This is a genomic window from Aequorivita nionensis (assembly GCF_046352995.1).
Taxonomy (GTDB): domain Bacteria; phylum Bacteroidota; class Bacteroidia; order Flavobacteriales; family Flavobacteriaceae; genus Aequorivita; species Aequorivita nionensis.
Genome location: NZ_CP130281.1, coordinates 134941 through 158792 on the forward strand (window position 1 = coordinate 134941; position 23852 = coordinate 158792).

General features: G+C 37.7%; 18 protein-coding genes. 13 read left to right on the forward strand and 5 right to left on the reverse strand.

The genetic code is table 11. The features are described from left to right. Nucleotides 1-36 precede the first annotated feature (36 nt). The 11 genes from Q2U82_RS00655 (at nt 37) to Q2U82_RS00705 (ending at nt 11112) form a co-directional block, all read left to right on the forward strand. Nucleotides 37-567 carry a DUF922 domain-containing protein gene (locus Q2U82_RS00655; protein ID WP_410005853.1) on the forward strand — a complete coding sequence of 177 codons (531 nt, stop codon included), beginning with the start codon at nt 37-39 and terminating at the stop codon, nt 565-567. Beyond that, nucleotides 554-781 carry a DUF3820 family protein gene (locus Q2U82_RS00660; protein ID WP_410005854.1) on the forward strand — a complete coding sequence of 76 codons (228 nt, stop codon included), beginning with the start codon at nt 554-556 and terminating at the stop codon, nt 779-781. Before Q2U82_RS00655 ends, Q2U82_RS00660 begins: the two co-directional genes overlap by 14 nt. Then, a complete protein-coding gene (locus Q2U82_RS00665; protein WP_410005855.1) occupies nt 778-1428 on the forward strand; it encodes a spermidine synthase in 651 nt (216 codons plus the stop codon). Before Q2U82_RS00660 ends, Q2U82_RS00665 begins: the two co-directional genes overlap by 4 nt. Before the next feature lie 111 nt (nt 1429-1539). Next, a complete protein-coding gene (locus Q2U82_RS00670) occupies nt 1540-3159 on the forward strand; it encodes a CTP synthase (RefSeq protein WP_410005856.1) in 1620 nt (539 codons plus the stop codon). Nucleotides 3160-3258: 99 nt separating this feature from the next. Further along, nucleotides 3259-5145: a membrane protein insertase YidC gene (yidC, locus tag Q2U82_RS00675; RefSeq protein ID WP_410005857.1), complete on the forward strand. Its 1887-nt coding sequence runs from the start codon at nt 3259-3261 to the stop codon at nt 5143-5145. A gap of 82 nt (nt 5146-5227) precedes the next feature. Further along, nucleotides 5228-5920 (forward strand): toxin-antitoxin system YwqK family antitoxin, encoded by a 693-nt coding sequence (locus Q2U82_RS00680; protein ID WP_410005858.1) that lies wholly within the window; start codon nt 5228-5230, stop codon nt 5918-5920. 186 nt (nt 5921-6106) lie between these two features. Continuing rightward, nucleotides 6107-6511 (forward strand): DUF6326 family protein, encoded by a 405-nt coding sequence (locus Q2U82_RS00685; RefSeq protein ID WP_410005859.1) that lies wholly within the window; start codon nt 6107-6109, stop codon nt 6509-6511. Nucleotides 6512-6521: 10 nt separating this feature from the next. Beyond that, nucleotides 6522-7220, forward strand: a complete 699-nt coding sequence (locus Q2U82_RS00690; protein WP_410005860.1) for a DUF4386 domain-containing protein — start codon at nt 6522-6524, stop codon at nt 7218-7220. A gap of 115 nt (nt 7221-7335) precedes the next feature. Next, nucleotides 7336-8526 carry a tRNA 2-thiouridine(34) synthase MnmA gene (gene mnmA, locus Q2U82_RS00695; protein WP_410005861.1) on the forward strand — a complete coding sequence of 397 codons (1191 nt, stop codon included), beginning with the start codon at nt 7336-7338 and terminating at the stop codon, nt 8524-8526. Nucleotides 8527-8536: 10 nt separating this feature from the next. Beyond that, complete coding sequence (locus tag Q2U82_RS00700) at nt 8537-10171, forward strand: S8 family peptidase (protein ID WP_410005862.1); 1635 nt, start codon at nt 8537-8539, stop codon at nt 10169-10171. Continuing rightward, complete coding sequence (locus Q2U82_RS00705) at nt 10171-11112, forward strand: NAD(P)H-dependent flavin oxidoreductase (RefSeq protein ID WP_410005863.1); 942 nt, start codon at nt 10171-10173, stop codon at nt 11110-11112. The genes Q2U82_RS00700 and Q2U82_RS00705 overlap by 1 nt, the downstream gene beginning before the upstream one ends. A gap of 92 nt (nt 11113-11204) precedes the next feature. On the opposite strand, the gene Q2U82_RS00710 is transcribed toward Q2U82_RS00705, so the two are convergent. From Q2U82_RS00710 to lysA, 4 genes are all read right to left on the reverse strand, one after another. Beyond that, entirely contained in the window at nt 11205-17018 is a 5814-nt protein-coding gene (locus tag Q2U82_RS00710) for a M36 family metallopeptidase (RefSeq protein WP_410005864.1), read from the reverse strand. Nucleotides 17019-17178: 160 nt separating this feature from the next. Continuing rightward, a complete protein-coding gene (locus Q2U82_RS00715) occupies nt 17179-17370 on the reverse strand; it encodes a cold-shock protein (protein WP_014780844.1) in 192 nt (63 codons plus the stop codon). Between the two features lie 160 nt (nt 17371-17530). Further along, nucleotides 17531-19213: a phytoene desaturase family protein gene (locus Q2U82_RS00720; RefSeq protein ID WP_410005865.1), complete on the reverse strand. Its 1683-nt coding sequence runs from the start codon at nt 19211-19213 to the stop codon at nt 17531-17533. A gap of 218 nt (nt 19214-19431) precedes the next feature. Beyond that, nucleotides 19432-20637 carry a diaminopimelate decarboxylase gene (gene lysA / locus Q2U82_RS00725; RefSeq protein ID WP_410005866.1) on the reverse strand — a complete coding sequence of 402 codons (1206 nt, stop codon included), beginning with the start codon at nt 20635-20637 and terminating at the stop codon, nt 19432-19434. A gap of 194 nt (nt 20638-20831) precedes the next feature. On the opposite strand from lysA, the gene sucC reads away from it, so the two are divergent. Both sucC and Q2U82_RS00735 read left to right on the forward strand, forming a co-directional pair. After that, on the forward strand, nt 20832-22022 hold the full coding sequence (gene sucC, locus Q2U82_RS00730) for an ADP-forming succinate--CoA ligase subunit beta (RefSeq protein ID WP_410005867.1): 1191 nt from the start codon (nt 20832-20834) through the stop codon (nt 22020-22022). Between the two features lie 63 nt (nt 22023-22085). Then, nucleotides 22086-22481, forward strand: a complete 396-nt coding sequence (locus Q2U82_RS00735; protein ID WP_068760958.1) for a hypothetical protein — start codon at nt 22086-22088, stop codon at nt 22479-22481. Here the strand turns inward: Q2U82_RS00735 and Q2U82_RS00740 are convergent. Further along, complete coding sequence (locus Q2U82_RS00740; RefSeq protein ID WP_410005868.1) at nt 22478-23752, reverse strand: DUF2254 domain-containing protein; 1275 nt, start codon at nt 23750-23752, stop codon at nt 22478-22480. The genes Q2U82_RS00735 and Q2U82_RS00740 overlap by 4 nt on opposite strands. Between the last annotated feature and the right edge of the window lie 100 nt (nt 23753-23852).

Consider the following 23852-nt stretch of genomic DNA (forward strand, 5'->3'; position numbering starts at 1 on the left):
GCTTTAATTAGGTATTGTTTTTGATGTTCCATAAATATGAAACTACTTTTCGCTTTTATATTTTCTTTCTTTCTCTTCCCGCAAAACAATCCGGAAAAGATTATATGGAATAAAAACCAAAAATTATCTTGGGAAGATTTCCGCGGAAAACCCGTTCGCAGTGCCAGTTTTGTGGCCAGTACCAATACTGGTATTAGTTTTCATTATTCCTATTCCATAAAAAATGGAGCGGTAGATGTGGAATATTCGGTTCAAAGTTTTTTCGCTCCTGAAGGTTCTTGGTATATTCCGGAAAGAGTAAGTCCCTATATTTTAAAACACGAACAGGCACATTTTGATATTTCGGAACTTCACGCACGCATGCTTCGAAAAAATCTTGAGGGAAGAAAATTTTCCAAAAAAGTAAAATCTGAAATTGAAGGAATCTATCAGCAAGTGGAACAAAAAAGACGTGCGATGCAAACAAAATTTGACGCTGAGACTGACCATTCCCGCAATGAGGAAAAAGAAGCTTTCTGGCAGAAATACATTGCCAATCAACTTGCCGAATACGATGCTTGGAAGTAACCCAGACCCAAACCACTTGGTGGAACTAGCAAACTACAAAATGCCCTTTGGAAAATACGAAGGTTATTATTTGGCAAACATTCCCGAATACTATTTTGTATGGTTCAAACAGAAAGGTTTTCCCGAGGGAAAATTGGGGCGGATGATGGCCGAAATGTATGAACTGAAATTGAACGGCTTGGAAGGATTGCTTCAAAAGCTTATAAAAAAATGAAGAAGCTTTTCAGTTACATTTGGCCAACTACACGGCGATTTCCTTCAGCAATAAACGGTACTTTAGAGGTTACTTATGTGAATGGAAAAAAGGTTTTGGATACCGAAAATGCAAACTATTCCTACGGTTCGCTTCAAAAAATACTGGAAATTGGGCTCACAAAAGTTGATTTAAACGCAGTTGAAAACATATTGCTTTTGGGAATGGGCGGCGGCAGTGTTATTCATTCCCTTCAAAATACTTTTGAGTATTCTAAAAATATAGTTGCCGTTGAAATTGACCCAGAAGTAATAAAACTCGCAAAGGAAGAATTTGGAATTACTTCTTCAAAAAAACTTCAAATCATAGAAGGTGATGCGTTCCAATTCGTAAAAAATTCTACGGAAAAATTCCAACTTATAATCATTGATCTTTTTATAGATACTAACGTCCCTCCTATTTTTTATGGAAAAGAATTCTGTGAAAACGTAGCAAATTCAATTCAAAGTAACGGCTCATTCATATTCAACGTTGGGATGAACCTCAAAAAAAATTCAAACACGCTTGAATCAGTAACTTCCTATTTTGGAGATAATTTTAAACTTCAAATACTACCAAAAGTAAATGGTACGAATACTTTAATAGTAGGACAAAAACTGATGCAGTAAATTAATTTGACAAACTTAAATTAACTGTTAACAATTAACCAGTATCCTTTCCTGCTTTCCACAATTAAATGTACCTTTGCATCCCGTATAGTTATTTCAGCAAAGGCATTTATGAGCACTACAAAATACATCTTCGTTACGGGCGGGGTTTCATCATCTTTAGGAAAAGGAATTATTGCGGCATCGCTGGCTAAATTATTGCAGGCCAGAGGGTACCGTGTAACCATCCAAAAATTGGATCCATACATAAATGTGGATCCGGGAACGCTGAATCCATACGAGCACGGTGAATGCTACGTAACCGATGACGGCGCTGAAACCGATCTGGATTTGGGTCACTATGAGCGTTTTTTGAACGTAAACACTTCCCAAGCAAACAACGTTACTACAGGCAGAATTTACCAAAGTGTAATTGAAAAAGAACGCCGTGGTGAATTTTTAGGAAAAACCGTGCAGGTTATTCCACACATTACAAACGAAATTAAGGAACGCGTACAATTGCTTGGAAACACAGGCGAGTATGATATAATTATTACCGAAATTGGCGGTACCGTGGGCGATATTGAATCATTGCCATACATTGAAGCAGTGCGCCAAATGAAGTGGGAAATGGGCGATGACAACGCCTTGGTTATCCATTTAACACTTGTGCCCTACCTTTCCGCCGCTGGGGAATTGAAAACAAAACCAACCCAACACTCCGTAAAAACATTGATGGAAAGCGGAATACGTGCAGATATTTTGGTATGCAGAACCGAGCACGAACTTTCCAATGATTTACGAAGAAAATTGGCACTTTTCTGTAATGTGAAAGAAGAAGCGGTTATCCAATCTATTGATGCTTCCACAATTTACGATGTGCCCAATATGATGCTTGAGGAAGGTTTGGATACGGTAACTCTTCAGAAATTAAATCTAAAAGATTCCAAAAAACCGGATTTAAAACAGTGGAACAAATTCCTTCAAAGACACAAAAACCCAAAGGGCGAAGTTCATATTGGCTTAATTGGAAAATATGTTGAATTGCAGGACAGCTACAAATCCATACTTGAGGCTTTTATCCATGCGGGCGCAGAAAACGAAGTAAAGGTGAAGGTAGAATCCATTCATTCCGAACATATAAACGCCAAAACTATCGGCAAGAAACTATCAAAGCTCGATGGTATTTTAGTGGCCCCAGGTTTTGGGGAGCGTGGTATTGAAGGGAAAGTTGCAGCTGTAAAATACGCGCGTGAAAACAATTTACCATTCTTAGGAATTTGTTTGGGAATGCAAATGGCTGTAATAGAATTTGCCCGAAACGTACTAAAATTAAAGGATGCCAACAGTACCGAAATGAATCCACAGACCAAAAACCCCGTAATTAGTATTATGGAGGATCAAAAAAACATTACAGATATGGGCGGCACCATGCGTTTGGGCTCTTGGAAGTGTGATTTGAAAAAAGGCAGCATTGTAAGCAAAATATACAAATCAAAGACCATTGAGGAACGCCACCGTCACAGATATGAATACAATAATAAATATCGTGAACAATTTGAGGAAGCAGGCTTGATTGCAACCGGTATAAATCCAGATACGGAATTGGTGGAGATTGTTGAAATACCAAACCACCCTTGGTTTGTAGGCGTTCAATATCACCCTGAATACAAGAGTACCGTTGCCAATCCGCATCCACTTTTTGTGGCTTTTGTTAAAGCAGTGCACGAACATTCCTCAAAAAAGAAATAAGACAATTTGACGCAATACTAAAAAAGGCGGGATTATTGCCCTGCCAACTAAAATTAACGATAACACACTTTTGAATTAGTTCAAAAGAAGAAATAAAAGATGGAACAAAAGAAATTCGATTTTAACTCACTCATAGGCTTTTTATTAATCGGTGGAATCCTAATTTGGATGTTATACCTCAACAAACCAACCGAAGAAGAACTTCAAGCGGAAAAAGCAAAGACAGAAGCCGCTGCAAAAGAAAAGGCACAAGTTGAAAAATCCAAGCAAGACATTACACTTGCACAAGCAACTTCTGACACCATGGATTCTGTGAAACCTGGAGATTCTTTGGCTTATGAGCAACTAAAGAATAAACTCGGTTCTTTTGCATATTCAGGAACGCTTCCTTCAGCAACTGATGCTAAAACTGTCTTGGAAAATGACGTCCTAAAGTTAGAGATCAGTAACAAAGGTGGTTATATCACGGAAGCATTATTAAAAGATTTTCATAAGTATGATTCCGTTCCTATCTATTTGATAAAAAACGGAACCGCTTCATTAAACCTTCAGTTTTCAGCAGAAAACAGAACTTTAAACTCACAAGATTTATATTTTGAACCTACTTTAAGCAAAAATGGTGAAGACCAAGTGCTTTCCATGAAGCTAAAAACTTCTGAAAACGGGTTTATTGAATACCGATACACCTTGCACCCAGGAGAATATATGATGGATTTCAGCATCAATAGCCAAGGTTTGGACGGTGTTATTAATACTTCGCAGCCGATGTATTTAGATTGGCAGTTAAAAGGGTATCGCCACGCGAAAAGCATTTCATATGAAAACCGTTACTCGCGATTGACCTATGAGTATGATGATGAGAAGCATTCAAAACTTTCTCCTACCGGGGAAGATGACGAACTTGAAAAAGACGTTACTTGGATGAACTTCCGCCAACATTTCTTTAGCTCTATGTTGCTGACTGACACACCTTTTAAAGAAGTGAAACTTACCTCTGTAGATTTAGTGAAAGACGAGGAAGTAGATACGGTTTTTACAAAACAGTACGGCGTAAAAATGCTTTTAGAGCCTAAAAATGGCGCTTTGGCCTACAATATGAATATGTATTACGGTCCGTCGGATTATCAGATTTTCAAAAAGTACGATCGTAATCTTGACGAAGCCATGCCTCTTGGTTGGGGAATTTTTGGAATTATAAACAAATACATCATTATTCCAGTATTTGGTTTTTTAACTGATTTCCTTCCTGCCGGAATAGCCATTATTGTTTTGACAATTCTTATAAAACTTTTGCTTTCACCTGTTCAATACAAACAGTATTTGGCACAGGCAAAAATGAAGGTTTTAAAACCAGAAATGGACGAAATAAAAGAGAAATACAAAGACAACAAACTGAAAATCCAACAGGAAACCATGAAGTTGCAAACTTCTGCTGGCGCAAGTCCGCTGAAAGGTTGTTTGCCAGCACTGTTGCAGATTCCGGTGTTTTATGCGCTCTTTACGTTCTTCCCTTCGGCTTTTGACTTAAGGCAGAAAAGTTTCCTTTGGGCGGATGATCTTTCCAGCTATGATACCATTGCGGAATTGCCTTTCCACATCCCATTTTATGGAGATCACGTTAGCTTATTCCCTATTTTGGCATCCATCGCCATCTTTGTTTATATGATGATGACTATGGGCCAAAACATGCAACAGCAGCAACAGCCTGGAATGCCGAACATGAAATTCCTGATGTACCTTTCTCCATTGTTTATGTTGGTATTCTTTAATAACTATGCGAGTGGTCTTTCGCTTTACTATTTTATTTCAAACTTGATTACCATTGGTATTATGCTTGTAATAAAGAACTTCATTATTGATGAGGACAAAATTCACGCTAAAATACAAGTGAAAAAAGCCACACCCAAAAAACAAAACAAGTTTCAGCGCAAGATGGCCGAAATGATGGAACAGGCTGAGCAACAGAAAAAAAGTGGAAAACGATAGGTTTTGGCCAACTTCTTAAAATTAACTTGAAAATAGAACTGAAAATTCAACGTTTACTTTTTTAAGTAAATGAAATGAAACAATGAAAAAAATTGCTTTTATCCTTTTCTTCGGAATAATTTTCTGCTCCATCGATGCTTTTTCGCAAAGCGAAATCAATCAAATGGATGCGCAGGGAAAACGCCACGGAGTTTGGAAAAAAAACTATGAAGGCACAACCCAACTTCGGTACGAAGGCACTTTTGAGCACGGAAAAGAAGTAGGCGAATTCAAGTTTTATTGCGAGGAATGTAATGACAAACCTACCGTAATAAAGAAATTCAACAGTAAAGATGACGTTGCTGAAGTGAAATATTTCACAATTAAGGGGAAACTCGTCAGCGAAGGAAAAATGAAGGATAAAGACCGCATTGGCGAATGGGTTTATTATCACGAAAAGTCCAACAATGTAATGACACGAGAGCAATATGCCAACGGTAAGTTACACGGAAAAGTGATTACGTACTACCCCAACGGAAAAATTACACAGGAAACCACTTATAAAAACGGAATAAAAGAAGGCGAAGATAATTACTACTCACCCGATGGTGTTTTGCTGAAAAAATTGCTTTATAAAGAAGACCAACTTCAAGGTCCTGCAATATATTATGACGCTTATGGCAATGTGGTAATTGAAGGCTTTTATAAAGAAGATAAAAAACACGGCCTCTGGAAATACTACAAGGATGGCAAAGTGATTTTGGAAGAAACATTTCCGAAGAAAAACGGGGAATAGTTTTTTGAAACTTTCAAAAAGTAAAAATCCAAATACAAAGGGTTTATTATAATTTTCTTCTACTTTGTCTATTTATTTTTTGGCTTTTACCTACTAAAAAATAAACTTCTAAAAAACCTAGGCAACTATTTACTAAAATTTCACGTCCTTATTATAAATGCAATCATAATTGTAAAATATAAGCGTATGTTGGAAATTTCAAAAGTAAATATCAAAACAAAACTTGCTGCATTGTGGGCTTCTGTTACATTCTGCTATTTATATGGGGATTATTTTGAGCTTTATACACCTGGTAAAGTAAATAGTTTAATTACTGGCGAAAACATTTTAGACAGCCCCATAAAGTTATTAATAGCATCAATCATTTTGGCAATTCCCTCCGTTATGGTTGCCGCATCAATCATTTTAAAACCAGAAATAAATAGAATTCTCAATATAATATTTGGAGCATTATTTACACTCATGATGTTGTTTATAGGTATAAGTTCAATGAGTGAATGGTATAAATTTTACGCATTTTTTGCATTTTTAGAAAGCGGCATTACATTTTTAATTGTTTGGTATGCCTGGAAATGGCCTAAACAAATTTAAACTTATACGTATGACATCAAGAAATAAGACAGCAAGAGTAGCCGGAATATTATATTTAATACTCATACTATTTGGAATAATTAGTCTTGCATATATACCATCACTGCTAATAGATCGTGAAAGTGCTGCAAAAACGTTTGAAAACATTACAAATTCTGAATTCTTATTCCGATTAGGAATTGTCAGTGGCATTATCACTTTTCTAATTTACATACTTTTACCACTTGCATTATACAAACTGTTACACGAAGTGAACAAAGTTTACGCAAGTCTTATGGTGATTTTTGCATTAATAAGTGTGCCAATATTTTTTGTGAATATCTTAAATAAATTTTCAGTTTTAACATTAATTAATAATCCTGAATATTTAAAAAAATTTGGTGAAACTGAACTTCAAACCCAAGTGATGCTTCATATTGAAAGCTATTACAACGGTATTGAAATATCACAAATATTCTGGGGACTTTGGCTATTTCCTTTTGGATACATAGTTTATAAATCAGGTTTTCTGCCAAAAATTCTAGGAATATTTTTAATGTTAGGCTGTATTGGTTATTTGACCACTTTTTTTGGAGGTTTTTTATATTCAGATTTTAATAAAACAATTATTTCTGAAATCGCACGGTATCCTGCAACCATTGGAGAAATAGGTATTTGCTTATGGCTTTTAATAATGGGGACTAATAAACTAAAATGGAATAAACAGTAACCTACAACTTCAAAAAAAAGCTTTTTTGGAATACTGGCATTTTGTGATTTCTTTGGAATTTGAAATTTGTTATTTGGTGCTTACAAACAGTATCTTTGTAAATATTTAAAATCTTATGAAAAAACGAGTTGTCGTAGGACTAAGTGGAGGTGTTGACTCCAGCGTAGCGACCTATCTTTTAAAAGAGCAAGGCTATGATGTTATTGGACTTTTTATGAAGAATTGGCACGATGATTCCGTAACAATTTCAGACGAATGTCCGTGGCTAGAAGACAGCAATGATGCAATGCTTGTAGCCGAAAAACTAGGAATTCCATTTCAAACTGTTGATTTAAGCGAAGAATATAAAGAACGTATTGTTGATTATATGTTTCGGGAATACCAAATGGGCCGCACTCCAAACCCAGATGTGCTGTGCAATCGCGAGATAAAGTTTGATGTTTTTATGAAAATTGCCCTTGGCTTAGGCGCAGACTTTGTGGCAACGGGTCATTATTGCAGAAAGGGCACTTTTGAAAAAGACGGTACTGAAGTGTATCAATTACTTGCCGGAAAGGATCCAAATAAAGACCAATCCTATTTTTTGTGTCAACTTTCACAAGAGCAGCTTTCAAAAACCCTTTTCCCAATTGGGGAATTATTAAAGTCTGAAGTTCGTAAAATAGCTTCGGAACAAAATCTTATTACTGCCGAAAAACGTGATTCTCAAGGTTTGTGTTTTATCGGAAAAGTGAGGTTGCCCGAGTTTCTTCAGCAGAAATTGGCTCCGAAAGATGGCGCAATTGTGGAAGTTCCAGCAAGTTTTTCAGAATACAAAAGAATACAATCCGAATTTTCTTCCGTAGAAGAAAAACTAAAATATCTTTCCGCTAAAAGAAAATATTCAAAAGTAGATGGAAAGCAGGTAGGCACCCACCACGGAGCGCACTATTTTACTAAGGGCCAACGTAAAGGATTAGCCGTAGGTGGAACCAAAGAACCGTTGTTTGTAATAGACACCGATGTGGAAGAAAACATAATTTACACCGGCCAAGGCAAAGACCATCCTGGCCTATATCGTCGTGGTCTTTTTGTTAAAAACGAAGAAATACATTGGATCCGCGAAGACCTAAAACTTGTCGAAGATGAAAAAATGGAGGTCAAAGCCCGCATACGTTATAGGCAACCTTTAGAAAAAGCAACATTACACTTCACAGTTTCCGGACTTTATGTTATATTTGAAAACCCACAATCCGCCATTACCGAAGGCCAATTTGTTGCTTGGTATGACGGTCCTGAATTACTTGGAAGTGGGGTAATCTCTTAAAAAAAAACAAATGATGAAAAAATTATCCCTATTACTTATTCTTTTTGTTTCAAGCTTCAGTTTTGCCCAAACCGAGGATGCGCTTGTATTCTTGGAGGCTAAAGATCCTGCCGTAGTTTCCGCTGCTCTTGCAAACCCACTAACCATTATGACCCAAGCGGCCATTGATAGAAAAAATACACACGGCATCGCAATTGACGACCGTGATGTACCATTGAATGAAACACAGAAAGCCGCCATTGATGCCGCAACAGGAATTACTGTTCTTGCAAAATCAAAATGGCTTAATGCTGTTTACGTTCGTGGAACAGAAACCAATATCAACAACCTCTTGAACCTACCATTCGTTACAGATGTGGAGTTTGCAGATAAGAGTTTGAACAGACCTATTGGAGGAAAACAATTTACAAAAGACAAATTTGAAGTTGAAAACCAATTCCCATCAAGACCTGTTTACAATTACGGAAGCGCAACCAACCAGACAGAAATGATTAATGTGGATTACCTTCACGAGAATGATTATACTGGCCAAGACATAATTGTAGCGTTTATGGACAATGGTTATCCTGGAGTATTAACCAACCCAGCCTATGCAACTCTTAGAAATGAAGGCAGACTCTTAGGTTATTATGATTTTGTTGATAGAAGTGAAAATCCAAATGGAACAGGAAACCACGGTGCTGCAACTTTTAGTGACGCTGCAGGATTTTTGAACGGTCAGTTTGTGGGTACAGCTCCAGGTGCATCATATTATTTATACGTCACAGAAGACGGAAATAGTGAAAGCCCTGCGGAAGAAGCATATTGGGTTGAAGCATTGGAACGCGCCGATAGTTTAGGAGTTTATGTTACAAATACATCATTAAGCTATCAAACATTTGATAATACTAGCTTTGACCACGAATATGCAGATTTAGATGGGCTAACCACCATTGCTGCGCGTGGCTCTAATATAGGTTTTGAAAAAGGAATGATAAATGTGGTATCTGCCGGAAATGCTGGAAATGATTTTGGATTTGTAGCTACTCCGTCAGACGCTCCTGGTTCATTGACCATTGGTGCAGTAGATGCTAATGAAAACTATGTGTCTTTCAGTTCTCGAGGCCCTAATTCTTCAGGTGTTATCAAGCCAGATGTAATGGCTAAAGGTTTAGATGCGGCAATTGTTAGCCAAAATGGAAACGTAACTACTGCAAGTGGAACCTCTTTTAGTTCACCAATTACAGCTGGAGCGGTAGCTTCTTTATGGAGCGCGGTGCCGACTTTGAAAAATGATGTAGTTATGCAGGCTATTCGTGAATCTGCTGATAGATATAACAATCCAACAGATGAATATGGCTATGGAATTCCAGATTTCGGCTCAGCTTTGAACGCACTTATAACTATCGGTATTGAAGAACAAATGCTTGATTCTAATTTTGCGTTGTATCCAAACCCCGTAACAACAGAAATAAATATTTCTTTCCCGAAAAATTCAGAAAATGCTGAATTTATGCTTTTCAATATTTTAGGTGAAAGAATCCTTCAAGCAAATATCTCTACTTTGAAAAATAGAATTGATGTATCTGGGCTTGCTTCTGGAATGTACATTGCTTCAATCACATCAAACAACAAAACAACGAGTTATAAAATTATTAAAGAATAGTGAAAAACCGGATTACCGAACTTTTTAATATTCAATACCCTATAATTCAAGCTGGAATGATTTGGAACAGCGGTTGGCGACTTGCCACCGCTGTTTCCAATTCTGGTGGCTTGGGTCTTTTAGGCGCAGGTTCTATGTATCCTGAAATTCTCCGGGAGCATATTCAAAAATGTAAAAAGGCTACCGATAAACCTTTTGGCGTAAACGTGCCGATGCTCTACCCTGATATTGAAAAAATCATCGATATTATTATTGAAGAAGGTGTAAAAATAGTTTTCACCTCAGCAGGAAATCCAAAAACATATACTTCAAAACTGAAAGCGAAAGGAATTACTGTAGTTCACGTAGTAAGTAGTGTGAAATTTGCTTTAAAAGCACAAGAAGCTGGAGTGGACGCTATAGTTGCTGAAGGTTTTGAGGCTGGTGGACACAATGGTCGAGAAGAAACAACGACTTTTACTTTAATACCAATGGTAAAAGAACAGTTGGATATTCCATTGATAGCCGCCGGTGGAATTGCAACAGGTCGCGGCATGTTGGCCGCTATGGTTTTGGGTGCAGACGGTGTGCAAGTGGGAAGCCGTTTTGTTGCTTCGGAAGAGGCTTCATCACATAGCGCTTTTAAACAAATGGTAATAGATGCTAAAGAAGGTGACACCCAACTTACTCTAAAAGAATTGGCGCCTGTTAGGATGCTAAAAAATAAATTCTTTGAAAGTGTAATGCAGCTTTACACAACTGGACCTACCAAAGAAGATTTAATAAATCATTTGGGTCGCGCCCGAGCAAAAAAAGGAATGTTTGAAGGTGATTTGGAAGAAGGAGAATTGGAAATTGGCCAAATTGCGGGACTTATTCACGATATAAAACCAGCCGCTCAAATCCTGAACGATATGATAGAAGAATTTCAAATTGCTAAAAAAGAAGTTGCAAATTTTTAAGAATTATTCTTTCCTATATTTAAAATATTCTAAACATAAAAAACCCTTCCAAATTTAATTGAAAGGGTTTTCTTTTAAATTAAAAACTATATTTATTCTTTGATAAGCCTTTTAGTTATCTCTCCATTTTCACTTTGAATAACTACAAGATACGTAGCGGAAGCCATTTCAGAAACATCTATAGCTTTTTCAGCTCCCATATTTCTCAGGTCGATGGTTTTGACCATTCTTCCTCTTATATCAAATATTCTTAGATTTTCAAGTGAAAGACTTGCTGGGTTTCCAATCATTACTGTATGCTTGGCAGGGTTAGGATACATCTGCACACTTCCTAAGTCTGCATTGTGATCATCTGCGCCTAATACGGTCATAACTGTAAGTTCAAACGTACAAGTTGATATATTTCCATATTCATCTTCCGCTGTTAATGTGATAGTATAAACACCATCAGATAAGGGTGTACCAGCAACAGGGGCTTGTGAAAGTATAGTAACAGGATCCGTACAGTTATCAATTGCCGTTGCTTCACCAGTTGCAAAATAATCTGGAAGAATGTAGAACAAATTGCCAGCTCCAGGATCTACAGTTTGATTTGCAGGACAAGTAATTTCTGGCGCAAGCAAATCAACCACAGTTACAACTGCAGTACAAGTGCTTAAGTTGCCGTTTACATCGCTTGCGAATACTTGAACCGTTATAGGCGCACCTATATCTGCACAGCTAAATTCAGTAATATCTACAGCAATAGTACCAATACCGCAATTATCTGTATTGCTTGCTATTACGTCATTTGGATCTAGTGTAGCCGTTCCATCCGCACCAAGTTCCAACGTAAAGTCTTGACAAACAAGCTCTGGGTTTGTATTGTCCTCAACCGTTACAATAGCTGTACAAGTGCTTATGTTTCCGTTTACATCGGTTACAGTAAGCACAACAGTATTCTCACCTACATTTGAACAATCGAAGGTATCGATATCTAAAGTATAAGTATCTATTCCACAGGCATCAGTGCTTCCACCGTCAAGGTCTGCCCCTGTAATAGTTATAGTTCCGGTTACAGGATCTAATTCAACAGTAATGTTTTGACAAACCGCCAGTGGAGGTGTAACATCTTCAACAGTTACTATCGCTGTACAAGTGTTTGAGTTTCCGTGAATATCAGTAACTGTTAACACTACCGGATTATCGCCTACATCGCTACAATCAAAAGTGCTCGGGCTTACTGACAAACTTGCAATTCCGCAATTATCAATGGATCCTCCATCAACATCGGCTGCAATTATTGATGCATTTCCAAATTCATCCAATTGAATTGTAATATTTTGGCAAACCATTGTTGGCGCTTCATTATCAACAACTGTTATGGTAAAACTACAAACTTCAGTATTTCCGCTACCGTCTGTTGCTGTAAACTCAACAGTACTTACCCCTACCGGAAAAGCGCTTCCGCTTGCAAGGCCACCTGTTTGGGAAACTGTTACACTACAATTATCAAAACCTACTGCCACTGGGAAGTTTACGATTGCACCACACATTCCCGCATCATTATTGACAGTTATGTCTGCAGGGCATGCTATTGTTGGTGGAATATCATCTTCAACCGTTACAACAGCTATGCAAGTGCTAGTGTTTCCGTTTACATCAGTTACCGTTAGGGTAACGTTATTTGGGCCTAAATCTGCACAGGTGAAATCTGTAATATCAATTGAAGTAGTTGCAATTCCACAAGCATCGGCACTGCCTCCATCAACATCAGCTGCAGCTATAGAAACATTTCCAGTTGCATCTAGAAAAACGGTTATGTTTTGGCAAACAGCTGTTGGCGCTACATTGTCTTCTACCGTTACAACAGTGGTACAGGTGCTTGAATTTCCGTTAACATCGGTTACTGTTAGTGTAACTGTGTTTGGACCTACATCGGCACAAGTGAAATCTGTAACATCTATACTTGTGCTTGCAACTGCACAGTTGTCTGCGCTGCCGTTATCAACATCGGCAGCTGTAATACTTGCCATTCCATTGGCATCCAGTTGGACTGTAAATGGCGCAGCGCAATTAGCTACCGGAGCTTCGTTATCGTTTATTGTAATATCCATGGAACAACTATCAATAGTATTTCCACTACCATCTAATAATGACCATAAAACGGTTGTAGTTCCAACAGGGTATGTGCCAGAGGCATCTGATGAATTATTATAGTCATTAACCAATGTATATGAATTACATGATACCTGACCATTAACCCAATCCGTTGCTGGGTCCATATTTACCAATGTGCCATCATAACCGTTTACAGTCGAATCTGATACTATTGTACTTCCGGTATTATCATCCAATTTATAATAGGCTACTAAACCTGAAGCGGTTTCTGAAACACAAGAATTGAAATCTGTAAATATCTCCATATCACTTCGGAGAATGTCCCATATTCTAATTTCATCCAATGTTCCGGGAAAAAATTGAGCACTATTGGTACGGCTTCCAATTGTCATTTTATTATCTGTGCCTGTTGTACTAGATCCTCCATTCAGAGTGACTTGTATGACACCGTTAAAAAACACATCTGCTGTTTGGGTTGTTGCATTCCATCTAGCCGCAACATGGGTCCAAGTATTTAAAGGTATTGAGGTATTTGTATTAACACCAATAGTATTATTTATATAAAAGAATATTTGTCCAGAACCGCTATAACTTAATGATATAAAATTTGAAGCTGTTTTTTGGGCAAATAATATTCTGCTAAATACCGCTGTTTGTGGATTTACCCACACCTCAATGGTAATGTCGTTATTAGCTATATCATCAAATACAGTTGGGAGTGGCATATCTACTTGATCATTTACACCATCAAAATTTAATGCAGACTCTGAACCCGAACAACCATTAGTAACAGTGGGTTGTGGAACAGTAACTGCTGCCTCACAAACTCCCAAATCATTATCTTGTGAAATATCAGATGGACAAATAATTGAAGATGGACCTCCACCTCCACCGCCAATAACATTTACAATAGCAGAACAGGTTGCTGTTGCGCCGCTGTCATTAGTTACCTCAACAGGAACTGTATTTAAGCCTGTATCTGAACAATTAAAACTAACCGTTGCAGCCAATGGACTTCCCGCTAAAACTGTATAGCCACCACAATCAACAGAAACACTGTACAGTAAATCTTCAGCATTTACAGTTGCGTTGCCACTACTGTCGAGTGTAACATCCAATACGGGAGCGGTTATTTCATAATCATAATCTATTCCCCAACTGTTTATGGTACCGGTATCTGCCCCGGCATTATCAGAGACTGTGAGCTCCCATAGTCCCAGTGTACTTTCCCCATCAAATATGGAGAGTGGATTGTTCGGTGTAAAGGAACCATTAATTGTAGGTACCGATGCAGCACAAACATTTTCAACCGGCGTTGCAGCTTCATCATCTAAGGTTGCAAGTATATCATTTCCTGAGCAACCTGCGCCAGTTGTTGTTCTTCCGGGTCTATCAACAATGGTAGCCGTTGTTCCTGCTGGCGATTTTATGGTTACTATAAGGTCACCCACCCAAGTGTGTGAAATGTTTAAGTTTACATCCAAATCAGTAATTGAAACATTTTCGGTAACATTCATTGTTACAGTAACCCCCGTTGGATTATTATCTGGGATTGCTGTTCCTGGACTACTGGACTGTGAGCCTGTCATTGGTATATTACCTGAGCCCATACATACAATTTCCGGAGGGTCATTGGTTACATTAATATCATCCGTTATAGCTGTTGGTGTCCCTGTACAAAAATCGTTAACAGTATAGGTAACCGTAACTAAACCTGGCCCTCCAACAGTTGGGTCAAATGTAAAAGTCATTCCATTGCCATCATCGGTTACACCTGCACCACTATAAACACCTCCATTTGGATTTCCACCTGAAAGACCAGTTTGAATTCCATCGGAAAGACAAACCTCATCAATAGTGTCTAAACCGGAAAAAGTTGGCGGTAAATCAAATGCTTCAGTACCATCCGTTTTGCTTCCGGAAGAACCTTGGTTAGCGCTGTATCCCAAACCTCTTCTAGCAAAAGCTTCCCAAATGGTACAAATATGAGCACCTCCATATAATGCTTGATCTGCCGCTATTATTGCATCACGACCGTCCACAAAACCGGGGCTACAAGGCTGTAATTTTAACCCCTCAGTAATAAGCGACAGAGCTACGTTGTTTCCTGCAGTACCATTATAAACATCTGGATCAAAGCCATCTGTTCCTATAATTCCCCAAGTCATATCCCACAACATAGTGGCCCAAACTTCCCCAACTCCGTGAGGTGCTACAGCTGTTATAATATCGTTATAAGTATGGTTGTTAACCGCGAAATCTGTACTGTAACGTTGGGTTCTTACACCATTCCCAGTAATAGGCTGACCTAACAAATAAGTTCCTACCCCTCTGGCATCAGTACCCGTATCGCCTGGTTCAATAGTCAATATTAAGCCGTAGATATCGCTCCAGCCCTCACCCATTTGCTCTTGGTTATTTAAACACCCAACATTCGATGGACCTCCTGTAAGTCTATTTGAAACACCATGACCATATTCGTGCACAATTACCCCTGCATCAAGATCCCCATCATGGGACGGAGTTGAATTGTTACACAAAAACATGTTCATAGTAGGGTTTGAGCCATCGGCAGGAGTACCGAAGTTGGCGTTACAATTTCCGGATGCCTGAGCATTAGCATTTACGCTGTCAGATCCAGCACCGCCATTTCCATAGTTATTTTCCTGAAAATTACCACTTACCTCGTCAAAACCATATTGGTACAATACATCGTGAACTATGTTATTCCAATAAAATAAATTTGTGATATATGGAGCTGTATTTAAAGCTGGATTCTGATTTAAGTCAATTGCAAAATCAAAAATTAAAGCTGCTGTTCCATTTGGACGATCGGAACCTTTATGGGCATCCACATTATTCCCTGTAGTAACAGTAAATTCAGGTCCTGCAACACCATTTGTGTCATGCCATCCAAAAGGAGATGCAGTTGCATTATCTGGATTGTTCTGTAACGTACGCGGGCCATGATTTGGTGATTCCGTTGGCATTGCATATACTCTATAGCCACCTACTAACGCTGGCGCAACTTCAGAAACAATATTTTTAGAAGTTTTGTTGTATTTTTTTGTTGCTTCCTTTTCATTGAGAGGCCCAATCATTGTTGGTATTGCGACAGCTTCTTCCCCGTGGAAATGTTCATTATGGCCGTCCATTATATTACAAGAAACCGTCCAGTTTTCTTTGTCAATTATTTTTCCAGTAACGGCATCCACTCGGAAATTCCACCAATCAGTAGAAGTTTTCTCAGCTATTGAGAGCTCCCAAACCAATTGTGTGCCTATTCCTTCCCTGTAGTAATACATTAATTTTACAGGAATATCTACCAAAGAAATATCCGCTTTATTGAAAACGGCAGCTTTATTTTTACCGCCGATGCTTTTTATTTCCTGCAGATTGGAAATTTTGTAGCCCATTTGGTTGGCTACCGCAGCAATAGCAGCACGGGCATCTATTCCCTGTACGCTATTTTTAAGGGTGGCTTGCACATCAGCCAAAAACTTATTGTGTTCTGTTAAAACTTTTCCAGTTTTATCAAAATGAACACTTGATTCTGTTCCGTACACTTCCAACCCATTAATGGCTTGTCGTAAATATACGTGGCGAATACCACTCTTTTTACTTACATTTTCATTAGTAACCACATATGCGTTACTTTTCTGTGCAATGAGTTTTTCTAGCGAAGCTGTTGAAGGTTTTGTGGCCTGTTGTGCCGCTTGTTTCTCTTTTTCTGGGTTTTTGTGTTGCGCAGAAAGCTGAAGGGTCAGCATGCAAAACAACATCAAGAGTAGTTTTGATTTTTTCATTTTGAAATTTGATTTAGTTAGTTATATAAATTTATAACAAAATCGTAATAATCAGATGTTTGTCATCAAGTTTTTTAAAAATAAATTTCTTTAAACCAGAAAATTAATCAAAAAAAAAGCCTCCCGATTGGGAGGCTTTGCCTTAAAAAAATTGTGTGTATTAAAGTACTTTTACGTTAACCGCGTTCAATCCTTTTTTTCCTTCTTGAAGATCAAATTCTACTTCGTCACCTTCACGAACTTCGTCGATTAGGCCTGTAACGTGTACAAAATGTTCTTTGTTTGTTCCTTCTTCAGTGATAAAGCCAAAACCTTTGGTGTCGTTGAAGAATTTTACTGTTCCTTTGTTCATTGTATTTAATTAAAAAATTTATAATAAGTGGCAAAGATAGTATTATTATTGAGAAATACGCTTTTTAGCAATATTTATTTTAAAATCTAAAAAACAGAATCTTCTTTTAAATTTTAACAATACAATTGTAAATATTATAATTTTTTATAAAATTATTCAATCAACCACTTGTATTTTTCTTTTTTTTACTTTCTATTTTGCTATTTAGCCATTTGGGGTAATTAATATTATTTTCGGCTTCTAATATTGTAATTTGTTGTTTTGTGTCTGTTTTTAAAAGCTCCCTTTGCTTCACTCCCAAAATTTCACCAGCAGTCTGAACTCCTGAATAACCAGCTCCAGCAACGCCATGGCTCACTATGCTGGCGCCACATAAATAGAGGTTTTTTATTTCACTTTTTGCTTTATATGCAAATGGGCCAATTTGGGTGAGCTTTTTTTCAGTTCCGTAAACGCTTCCCTTTGTTGAATTTATATAATACTCGTTGGTTATTGGCGTTCCAAGCTCTTGATGAACAATGTGCGCCCTAACATTTGGCAACACCTTTTCCAAGGTCTTTAACATCTTTTCGGTAAGCAACTCTTTAAATTGAAGATATCCTTCTGTGCGAATTTCACTTTCATTTTCAAATTTTTCAAAGCTTTTATAATCCAAATAAGTTATAGCTTCTATGCTGTGATGTTTTCCATCAAAGCTGGAAGGATCTTTTAAAGTTGTACAGCTAATAAACATTCCCTCAAAGGCTTCCCCATTGGTTATATCCGGCATCATCATTCGTTCATAAACTGTATCCATGTCCTCGTTTGGCATCAGCCAGATATTTCCAGAATCGATTCCGGAAGCTTTTAAATCCATTTCCACCGTTAGAAATAGCATTAAGGAAGTACAGGAATAACTAGTTTTATTTAGTTTTTTTTGAAGTCTTCTGCTCAAATTTTCTTCCCCAATAAGTTTTTGATAGGTAATATTTGGATCGGCGTTCGAAATTATCCGTTTGGCAAACAACCGCTTCCCACTTGCCAATTCAACGCCAATTGCAGTTTTTTTCTTCTTTCCTTCAAGTAAAATTCGCTTGACTGATTGTTGCGTTTTTACTTCTCCATCGTAATTTTTTATTGCAGTTGTCATCGCTTTTACAATTGCACCTCCACCACCGCAGGGATAAAAACCCCCATTGAAATAATGGTCCATAACAGCACAATGCAATGGAAAACTGGCTTTTGCAGGAGCCAGCCCATGGTCGCCAAATTGTATGTTTAGAATTTTTTTAAGCAGCGGGTCTTTAATATGCCAATCTATAACCCGCTTTAAACTGAAAAGCGCATACTTTCCCATGTTTTTAGTTCGAAAGGGAATGGTCAAATGCTGCCAAAATCCTTCCACATCAGGAAGCAGTTGCAGTTCCGCACTCACATTTCTAACAAGGCTTAAATACTTTTTTATATTTTTTTCTTCCTTTGGAAATCTTTCCGTTAGCGAATTGACCAGCTCATCAAAATTTCCAGGAAAATCAAAACGTTCCTCGCCTATGTATGCATGTTCGTAGGCAGAAGGATTCATTCTGAAAAAAGTAAGGTCGTTTGCAATGCCCAATCCCTCGTAAAGCTGGGCAGTGGATTGTCCTTTTTCCAAAAGGCCAACATAATGCACACCCGGCGTAAAACGATGCCCATTCAAATAAAAACTATGGCACCAACCGCCCGGAACATCGTGTTGCTCCAAAACCAAAACTTTTTGTCCAGCGCGGGCCAAACAAATTGCTGCGGAAAGTCCGCCCACACCACTCCCAATAATAATGGTATCGAAATGTTTTTCTTTGAAATCTGATGAAGTATTTGTCAACCTATAATTCTGTTTAAAATTTCCTATAAGAATTTAAACAAATCTATGGTTTTTCTTCAAATGGCGCTAAAGCTATCCGAAAAATAATATATACCCGCCAGGAGTAATTTATATAAAAGATAATTTAGTTTGCCACACTGTGCTTTTCGAAGTGCAAACGCAAAGTTTTTCGACAAGCTTAGATTGAGCTATTTTTGAAATATGATGAATTTGTAATCTTACAATTCAACTACGATTTGATTTTTCAAAATATCCTCAAAAGTCTCCCTTTTACGAATTAAATGCGCTTTTCCCTTATACCATAGCACTTCCGCAGGGCGGTAACGGGAATTGTAATTGCTTGCCATAGTAAAGCAATACGCGCCCGCATTATGGAAAGAAAGAATATCACCCTCGTGCAATTCTGGAATGCGGCGGTTGTTTGCGAAAGTATCGGTTTCACAGATATAACCAGTTACTGTATAAAATCGGTCTCTTCCATGGGGTCGAGAAACGTTTGAAATTTCGTGCTGGGAACCGTAAAGCATCGGGCGGATCAAATGGTTAAAACCACTATCAACTTGAGCAAATACGGTAGAAGTAGTCTGTTTTATAACATTTACCTTTACCAAAAACTGCCCAGCTTCACTCACCAAAAATTTGCCAGGTTCAAAAGCCAAGGTTAGTTTTTTTCCGTATTTTTTACAGAAGTCATTAAAACGCTTGCTCAATTTTTTCCCTAATTCTTCTACGTTTGTTTCAATATCGCCATCTTTATAGGGAACTTTGAAACCGCTTCCAAAGTCGATAAATTCAAGATTTTCAAAATTTTCAGCAGCGTTGAAAAGTATTTCCGAAGCATAAAGGAAAACGTCAATATCCAAAATATCACTCCCCGTGTGCATATGGATTCCGTTGATGTTCATTCCAGTATTTTCAACAATCCTTTTCAGTAAAGGCATTTGGTGTATTGAAATTCCAAACTTGCTATCAATATGCCCCACGGAAATATTAGCATTTCCACCAGCCATAACGTGCGGGTTTATTCGAATACAAACCGGAGTTTTAGGATGCTTGGTCCCGAATTGCTCCAAAATGGAAAGGTTGTCAATATTTATTTGCACGCCTAATTTTGCGGCTTTTTCAATTTCTTCCAATGAAATTCCGTTGGGTGTGTAGATTATATCCTCAGGTTTTGCACCAGCTTCCAAGCTAAGCATCACTTCCTGTATGGAAACAGTGTCCAAACCACTTCCCATATTAATGAGCAATTTCAATATTGAAATATTTGAAAGTGCCTTCACTGCATAATTTATTCTCAAACTCTCCACCTTATCAAAAGCGCTGGTCAAACGTTTATACTGCTTTTCAATTTTAGCGGCGTCATAAACATAAACAGGGCTTCCGAATTCTTGGGCAATTGCCAAAAGGTCTTGATTTTTCATCTTTTTTGAATAAATTTTTAAAAATTAAGGCGCAAAAATAGGGATGTCTTGGCAATTACTTCATTAATAATTACTTAATTTTTCATTTTCAATAATTCTTTGGAAATTTCACAAGTAATGCCTTAAAAAACATTAGTGCATTCCTGCAACATTTGTTATTTTTGCAATCCATAAACAAGTACAAAACCGCTACTATGAATTTACACGAATATCAGGGAAAAGAAATTTTAAACAGTTTTGGCGTTGAAATACAACGCGGTATCGTGGCAACCACCCCAAAAGAGGCTGTGGAAGCTGCAAAAAAACTTACCGAACAAACCGGAACGGGCTGGCATGTTATTAAGGCACAAGTTCACGCCGGGGGCCGTGGTAAAGGTGGTGGTGTAAAGCTTGCAAAGAATTTACAGGAAGTTGAGGATATTGCAGGAAAAATCATTGGAATGGACCTTGTTACTCCACAAACTTCTGCTGAGGGAAAAAGAGTTCACCAAGTTTTGGTTGCCGAGGATGTTTACTATCCTGGCGACAGCGAGCCAAATGAATTTTATATGAGCGTGCTTTTAAACCGTTCCACCGGAAGAAACATGATTATGTATTCTACCGAAGGTGGGATGGATATTGAAACCGTTGCCGAAGAAACTCCACATTTAATTTTCACGGAAGAAATAGATCCCGCTGTTGGTCTTTTGGGCTTTCAAGCGCGAAGAGTTGCTTTCAATCTTGGTTTGAGCGGAAAGGCTTTTAAGGAAATGACAAAATTTGTTACTGCGCTTTACAAAGCATACAACGAATCTGATTCTTCGCTTTTTGAAATAAATCCAGTTTTAAAAACAAGTGATGATAAAATTATCGCGGTTGATGCGAAAGTAAGTATTGACGATAACGCACTTTTCCGTCATAAAGATTACGAGGAAATGCGCGACAAACGCGAAGAAAATCCAGTAGAGGTTGAAGCAAAGGAAAAAGGCTTGAACTATGTAGATCTTGACGGAAACGTTGGCTGTATGGTGAACGGCGCCGGACTTGCAATGGCAACGATGGATCTTATTAAACAAGCCGGTGGGGAACCTGCAAACTTCCTTGACGTTGGTGGAACCGCAGATGCCGAGCGTGTTGAGGCTGCTTTCAAACTAATCTTGAAAGACCCGAACGTAAAAGCAATTTTGATAAATATTTTTGGTGGAATTGTTCGTTGTGACCGTGTTGCACAAGGCGTTATTGACGCTTATAAAAACATGGGAACTATTCACATTCCAATCATTGTGCGTTTGCAGGGAACCAATGCAGACATCGCAAAAAAATTGATTGACGACAGTGGTTTGGACGTACAAAGCGCTATTGAATTTCAAGAAGCAGCAGATAAAGTAAAAGCTGTGCTTTCTTAAAAATTAATAATTTACATAAAGACCCTTCGCATTTAGCAAGGGTCTTTTTTTTGAATTTTAGTTATGGATAAAAACCCTAAATCTTTACTGAGTGATTTAATAAATATGGTGATGGCCGACGGAAAAATAAACGTTTCCGAAGTTGAATTTATCCAAAAGATTGCAAAGCGAATGGACATTTCCAATAAGGAAGTGATGGCGCTTTTTGAGAATCCACAGCCTTCAAAACCTTTATATTCTGAAGTGGAACGAATCACGCATTTCTACAAATTGATTTTAGTGATGAATGTGGACAATGAAACCCATGAAAAAGAAGTAATCGCTTTAAAAAATTTTGGATTGAAAATGGGCATCCGTCCCATAGTTGCCGACCAAATTCTCAAAAAAATGGAATGCTACGAAGATAAAATGGTTCCAGCGGAAGAGCTTCTTAAAATCTTCAAAATCTATTACAATTAGTCTGAAGCAATATTCTCAATAGAAACAACATCTTTATTAGAGTCAAAAGCCTTCTTTGCCTGCTTTAACAATGTTTCCATTTCCTCTTTTATAACAGCGTGATAATTTTCTTGGGCGGCAGGCTGTCTTTCAAGATATTTCAGCATCCACAATAATTTTTCAACCATAATCGGGTCGTGCTTGCAATAGGTTCGCAGCGACGCCATCACATTATATACAACTTCCTTAAAACTAACAATGGCTATTTTCAGTAGCGCCTTTTCGTCGTGGACAATTATTCCGTTGTCCCTTTTTTGCATTCGCAGCGCAAGAAGTTCCGTCAAATAGTCTATAGCGTTAATGGCTGTTCCCGGATCGTTTATTCCGGGAGACATTGCTTTTACGGCAATTTCGGCAATCTGTTTAAATGCCAAAAGATAGTTGTCTTGCACCAACTCACCCCGCGCGAAACTAATGTTTGAAATAATAGCATCCACAACCTTTTCATCAAGCTTCTTTTCAGATTTTATAAAAATTCCGTTCTTCAAAACAAAGAATCCTTTGGGAACTGTTATATAAATCTTGGTTTTTTCCTCGTCGCAAATATTCAAAATATTTTTTGTTGAAATATTCTGAAAATAGCCACTGCGACCAGCTTTGTATTCATACCAATTTTCAGTATTTGGAAAATTCTTGTTTGAATTTTCTTCAGATTTTATGAGTTTTTGAAGCCTTTTTTCGGCATCGTGAAAAATATTTTCCAAAATATTATTGATCTGAATACTCTGTGAAATATTATGGATGAAATATATAAAAGCAACCAAGCAAAGAATGGTGAAAGCTATCCCCAAGAGTACTGAAAACCCCGGAAGCGTATATTTATCCTCACTGGGCTCAATGGAAAAAAGCGTAAAAATATTATAGAGAATGGTAGCCAAATAAATCCCTAAAATCAATTGGTGCCGCTTATCACTAATCAATCCGGGAAGCAATCGCGGGGAATAATTGTTGGAAGCTTGGCTCAAAAGCAGCATCACCATTGAAAAACTAAAAACCATTAACGAAATTAGCCCTCCCAAACACGCGCTTAAAACGGTTAATGCGGTATCGCCATCTTCCACCATCAATAATGGAAACACATCCATAATTTTTCTGGAAATACCCTGTTGCTCTAAATATATCATTAAAAGCGCTACCAAAAATCCTGAAAAGGCCAATAGTGTGGGATAAAAGGCAATCTTGCTTTCTATGGTATTGAAGAAATCAAAAATTCGGATGAAGAGTTTTTTCATAAACGGGAGTTAGTTCAATTTTAAAATTAATCAATGCAAATGTCATTATTCTTAAAAATGAAATAAATGTTGAAATAAATATTCAAAACCCAGACAAAAA

What these genes read in the sequence shown, in the direction of transcription:
- Q2U82_RS00680 (WP_410005858.1), top strand. Translation starts at nt 5,228, where the DNA reads ATGAAAAAAATTGCTTTTATCCTTTTCTTCGGAATAATTTTCTGCTCC.
- Q2U82_RS00710 (WP_410005864.1), bottom strand. Translation starts at nt 17,018, where the DNA reads ATGAAAAAATCAAAACTACTCTTGATGTTGTTTTGCATGCTGACCCTT.
- Q2U82_RS00665 (WP_410005855.1), top strand. Translation starts at nt 778, where the DNA reads ATGAAGAAGCTTTTCAGTTACATTTGGCCAACTACACGGCGATTTCCT.
- sucC (WP_410005867.1), top strand. Translation starts at nt 20,832, where the DNA reads ATGAATTTACACGAATATCAGGGAAAAGAAATTTTAAACAGTTTTGGC.
- Q2U82_RS00690 (WP_410005860.1), top strand. Translation starts at nt 6,522, where the DNA reads ATGACATCAAGAAATAAGACAGCAAGAGTAGCCGGAATATTATATTTA.
- Q2U82_RS00660 (WP_410005854.1), top strand. Translation starts at nt 554, where the DNA reads ATGCTTGGAAGTAACCCAGACCCAAACCACTTGGTGGAACTAGCAAAC.
- lysA (WP_410005866.1), bottom strand. Translation starts at nt 20,637, where the DNA reads ATGAAAAATCAAGACCTTTTGGCAATTGCCCAAGAATTCGGAAGCCCT.
- yidC (WP_410005857.1), top strand. Translation starts at nt 3,259, where the DNA reads ATGGAACAAAAGAAATTCGATTTTAACTCACTCATAGGCTTTTTATTA.
- Q2U82_RS00700 (WP_410005862.1), top strand. Translation starts at nt 8,537, where the DNA reads ATGATGAAAAAATTATCCCTATTACTTATTCTTTTTGTTTCAAGCTTC.
- Q2U82_RS00670 (WP_410005856.1), top strand. Translation starts at nt 1,540, where the DNA reads ATGAGCACTACAAAATACATCTTCGTTACGGGCGGGGTTTCATCATCT.
- Q2U82_RS00685 (WP_410005859.1), top strand. Translation starts at nt 6,107, where the DNA reads ATGTTGGAAATTTCAAAAGTAAATATCAAAACAAAACTTGCTGCATTG.
- mnmA (WP_410005861.1), top strand. Translation starts at nt 7,336, where the DNA reads ATGAAAAAACGAGTTGTCGTAGGACTAAGTGGAGGTGTTGACTCCAGC.
- Q2U82_RS00740 (WP_410005868.1), bottom strand. Translation starts at nt 23,752, where the DNA reads ATGAAAAAACTCTTCATCCGAATTTTTGATTTCTTCAATACCATAGAA.
- Q2U82_RS00735 (WP_068760958.1), top strand. Translation starts at nt 22,086, where the DNA reads ATGGATAAAAACCCTAAATCTTTACTGAGTGATTTAATAAATATGGTG.
- Q2U82_RS00715 (WP_014780844.1), bottom strand. Translation starts at nt 17,370, where the DNA reads ATGAACAAAGGAACAGTAAAATTCTTCAACGACACCAAAGGTTTTGGC.
- Q2U82_RS00655 (WP_410005853.1), top strand. Translation starts at nt 37, where the DNA reads ATGAAACTACTTTTCGCTTTTATATTTTCTTTCTTTCTCTTCCCGCAA.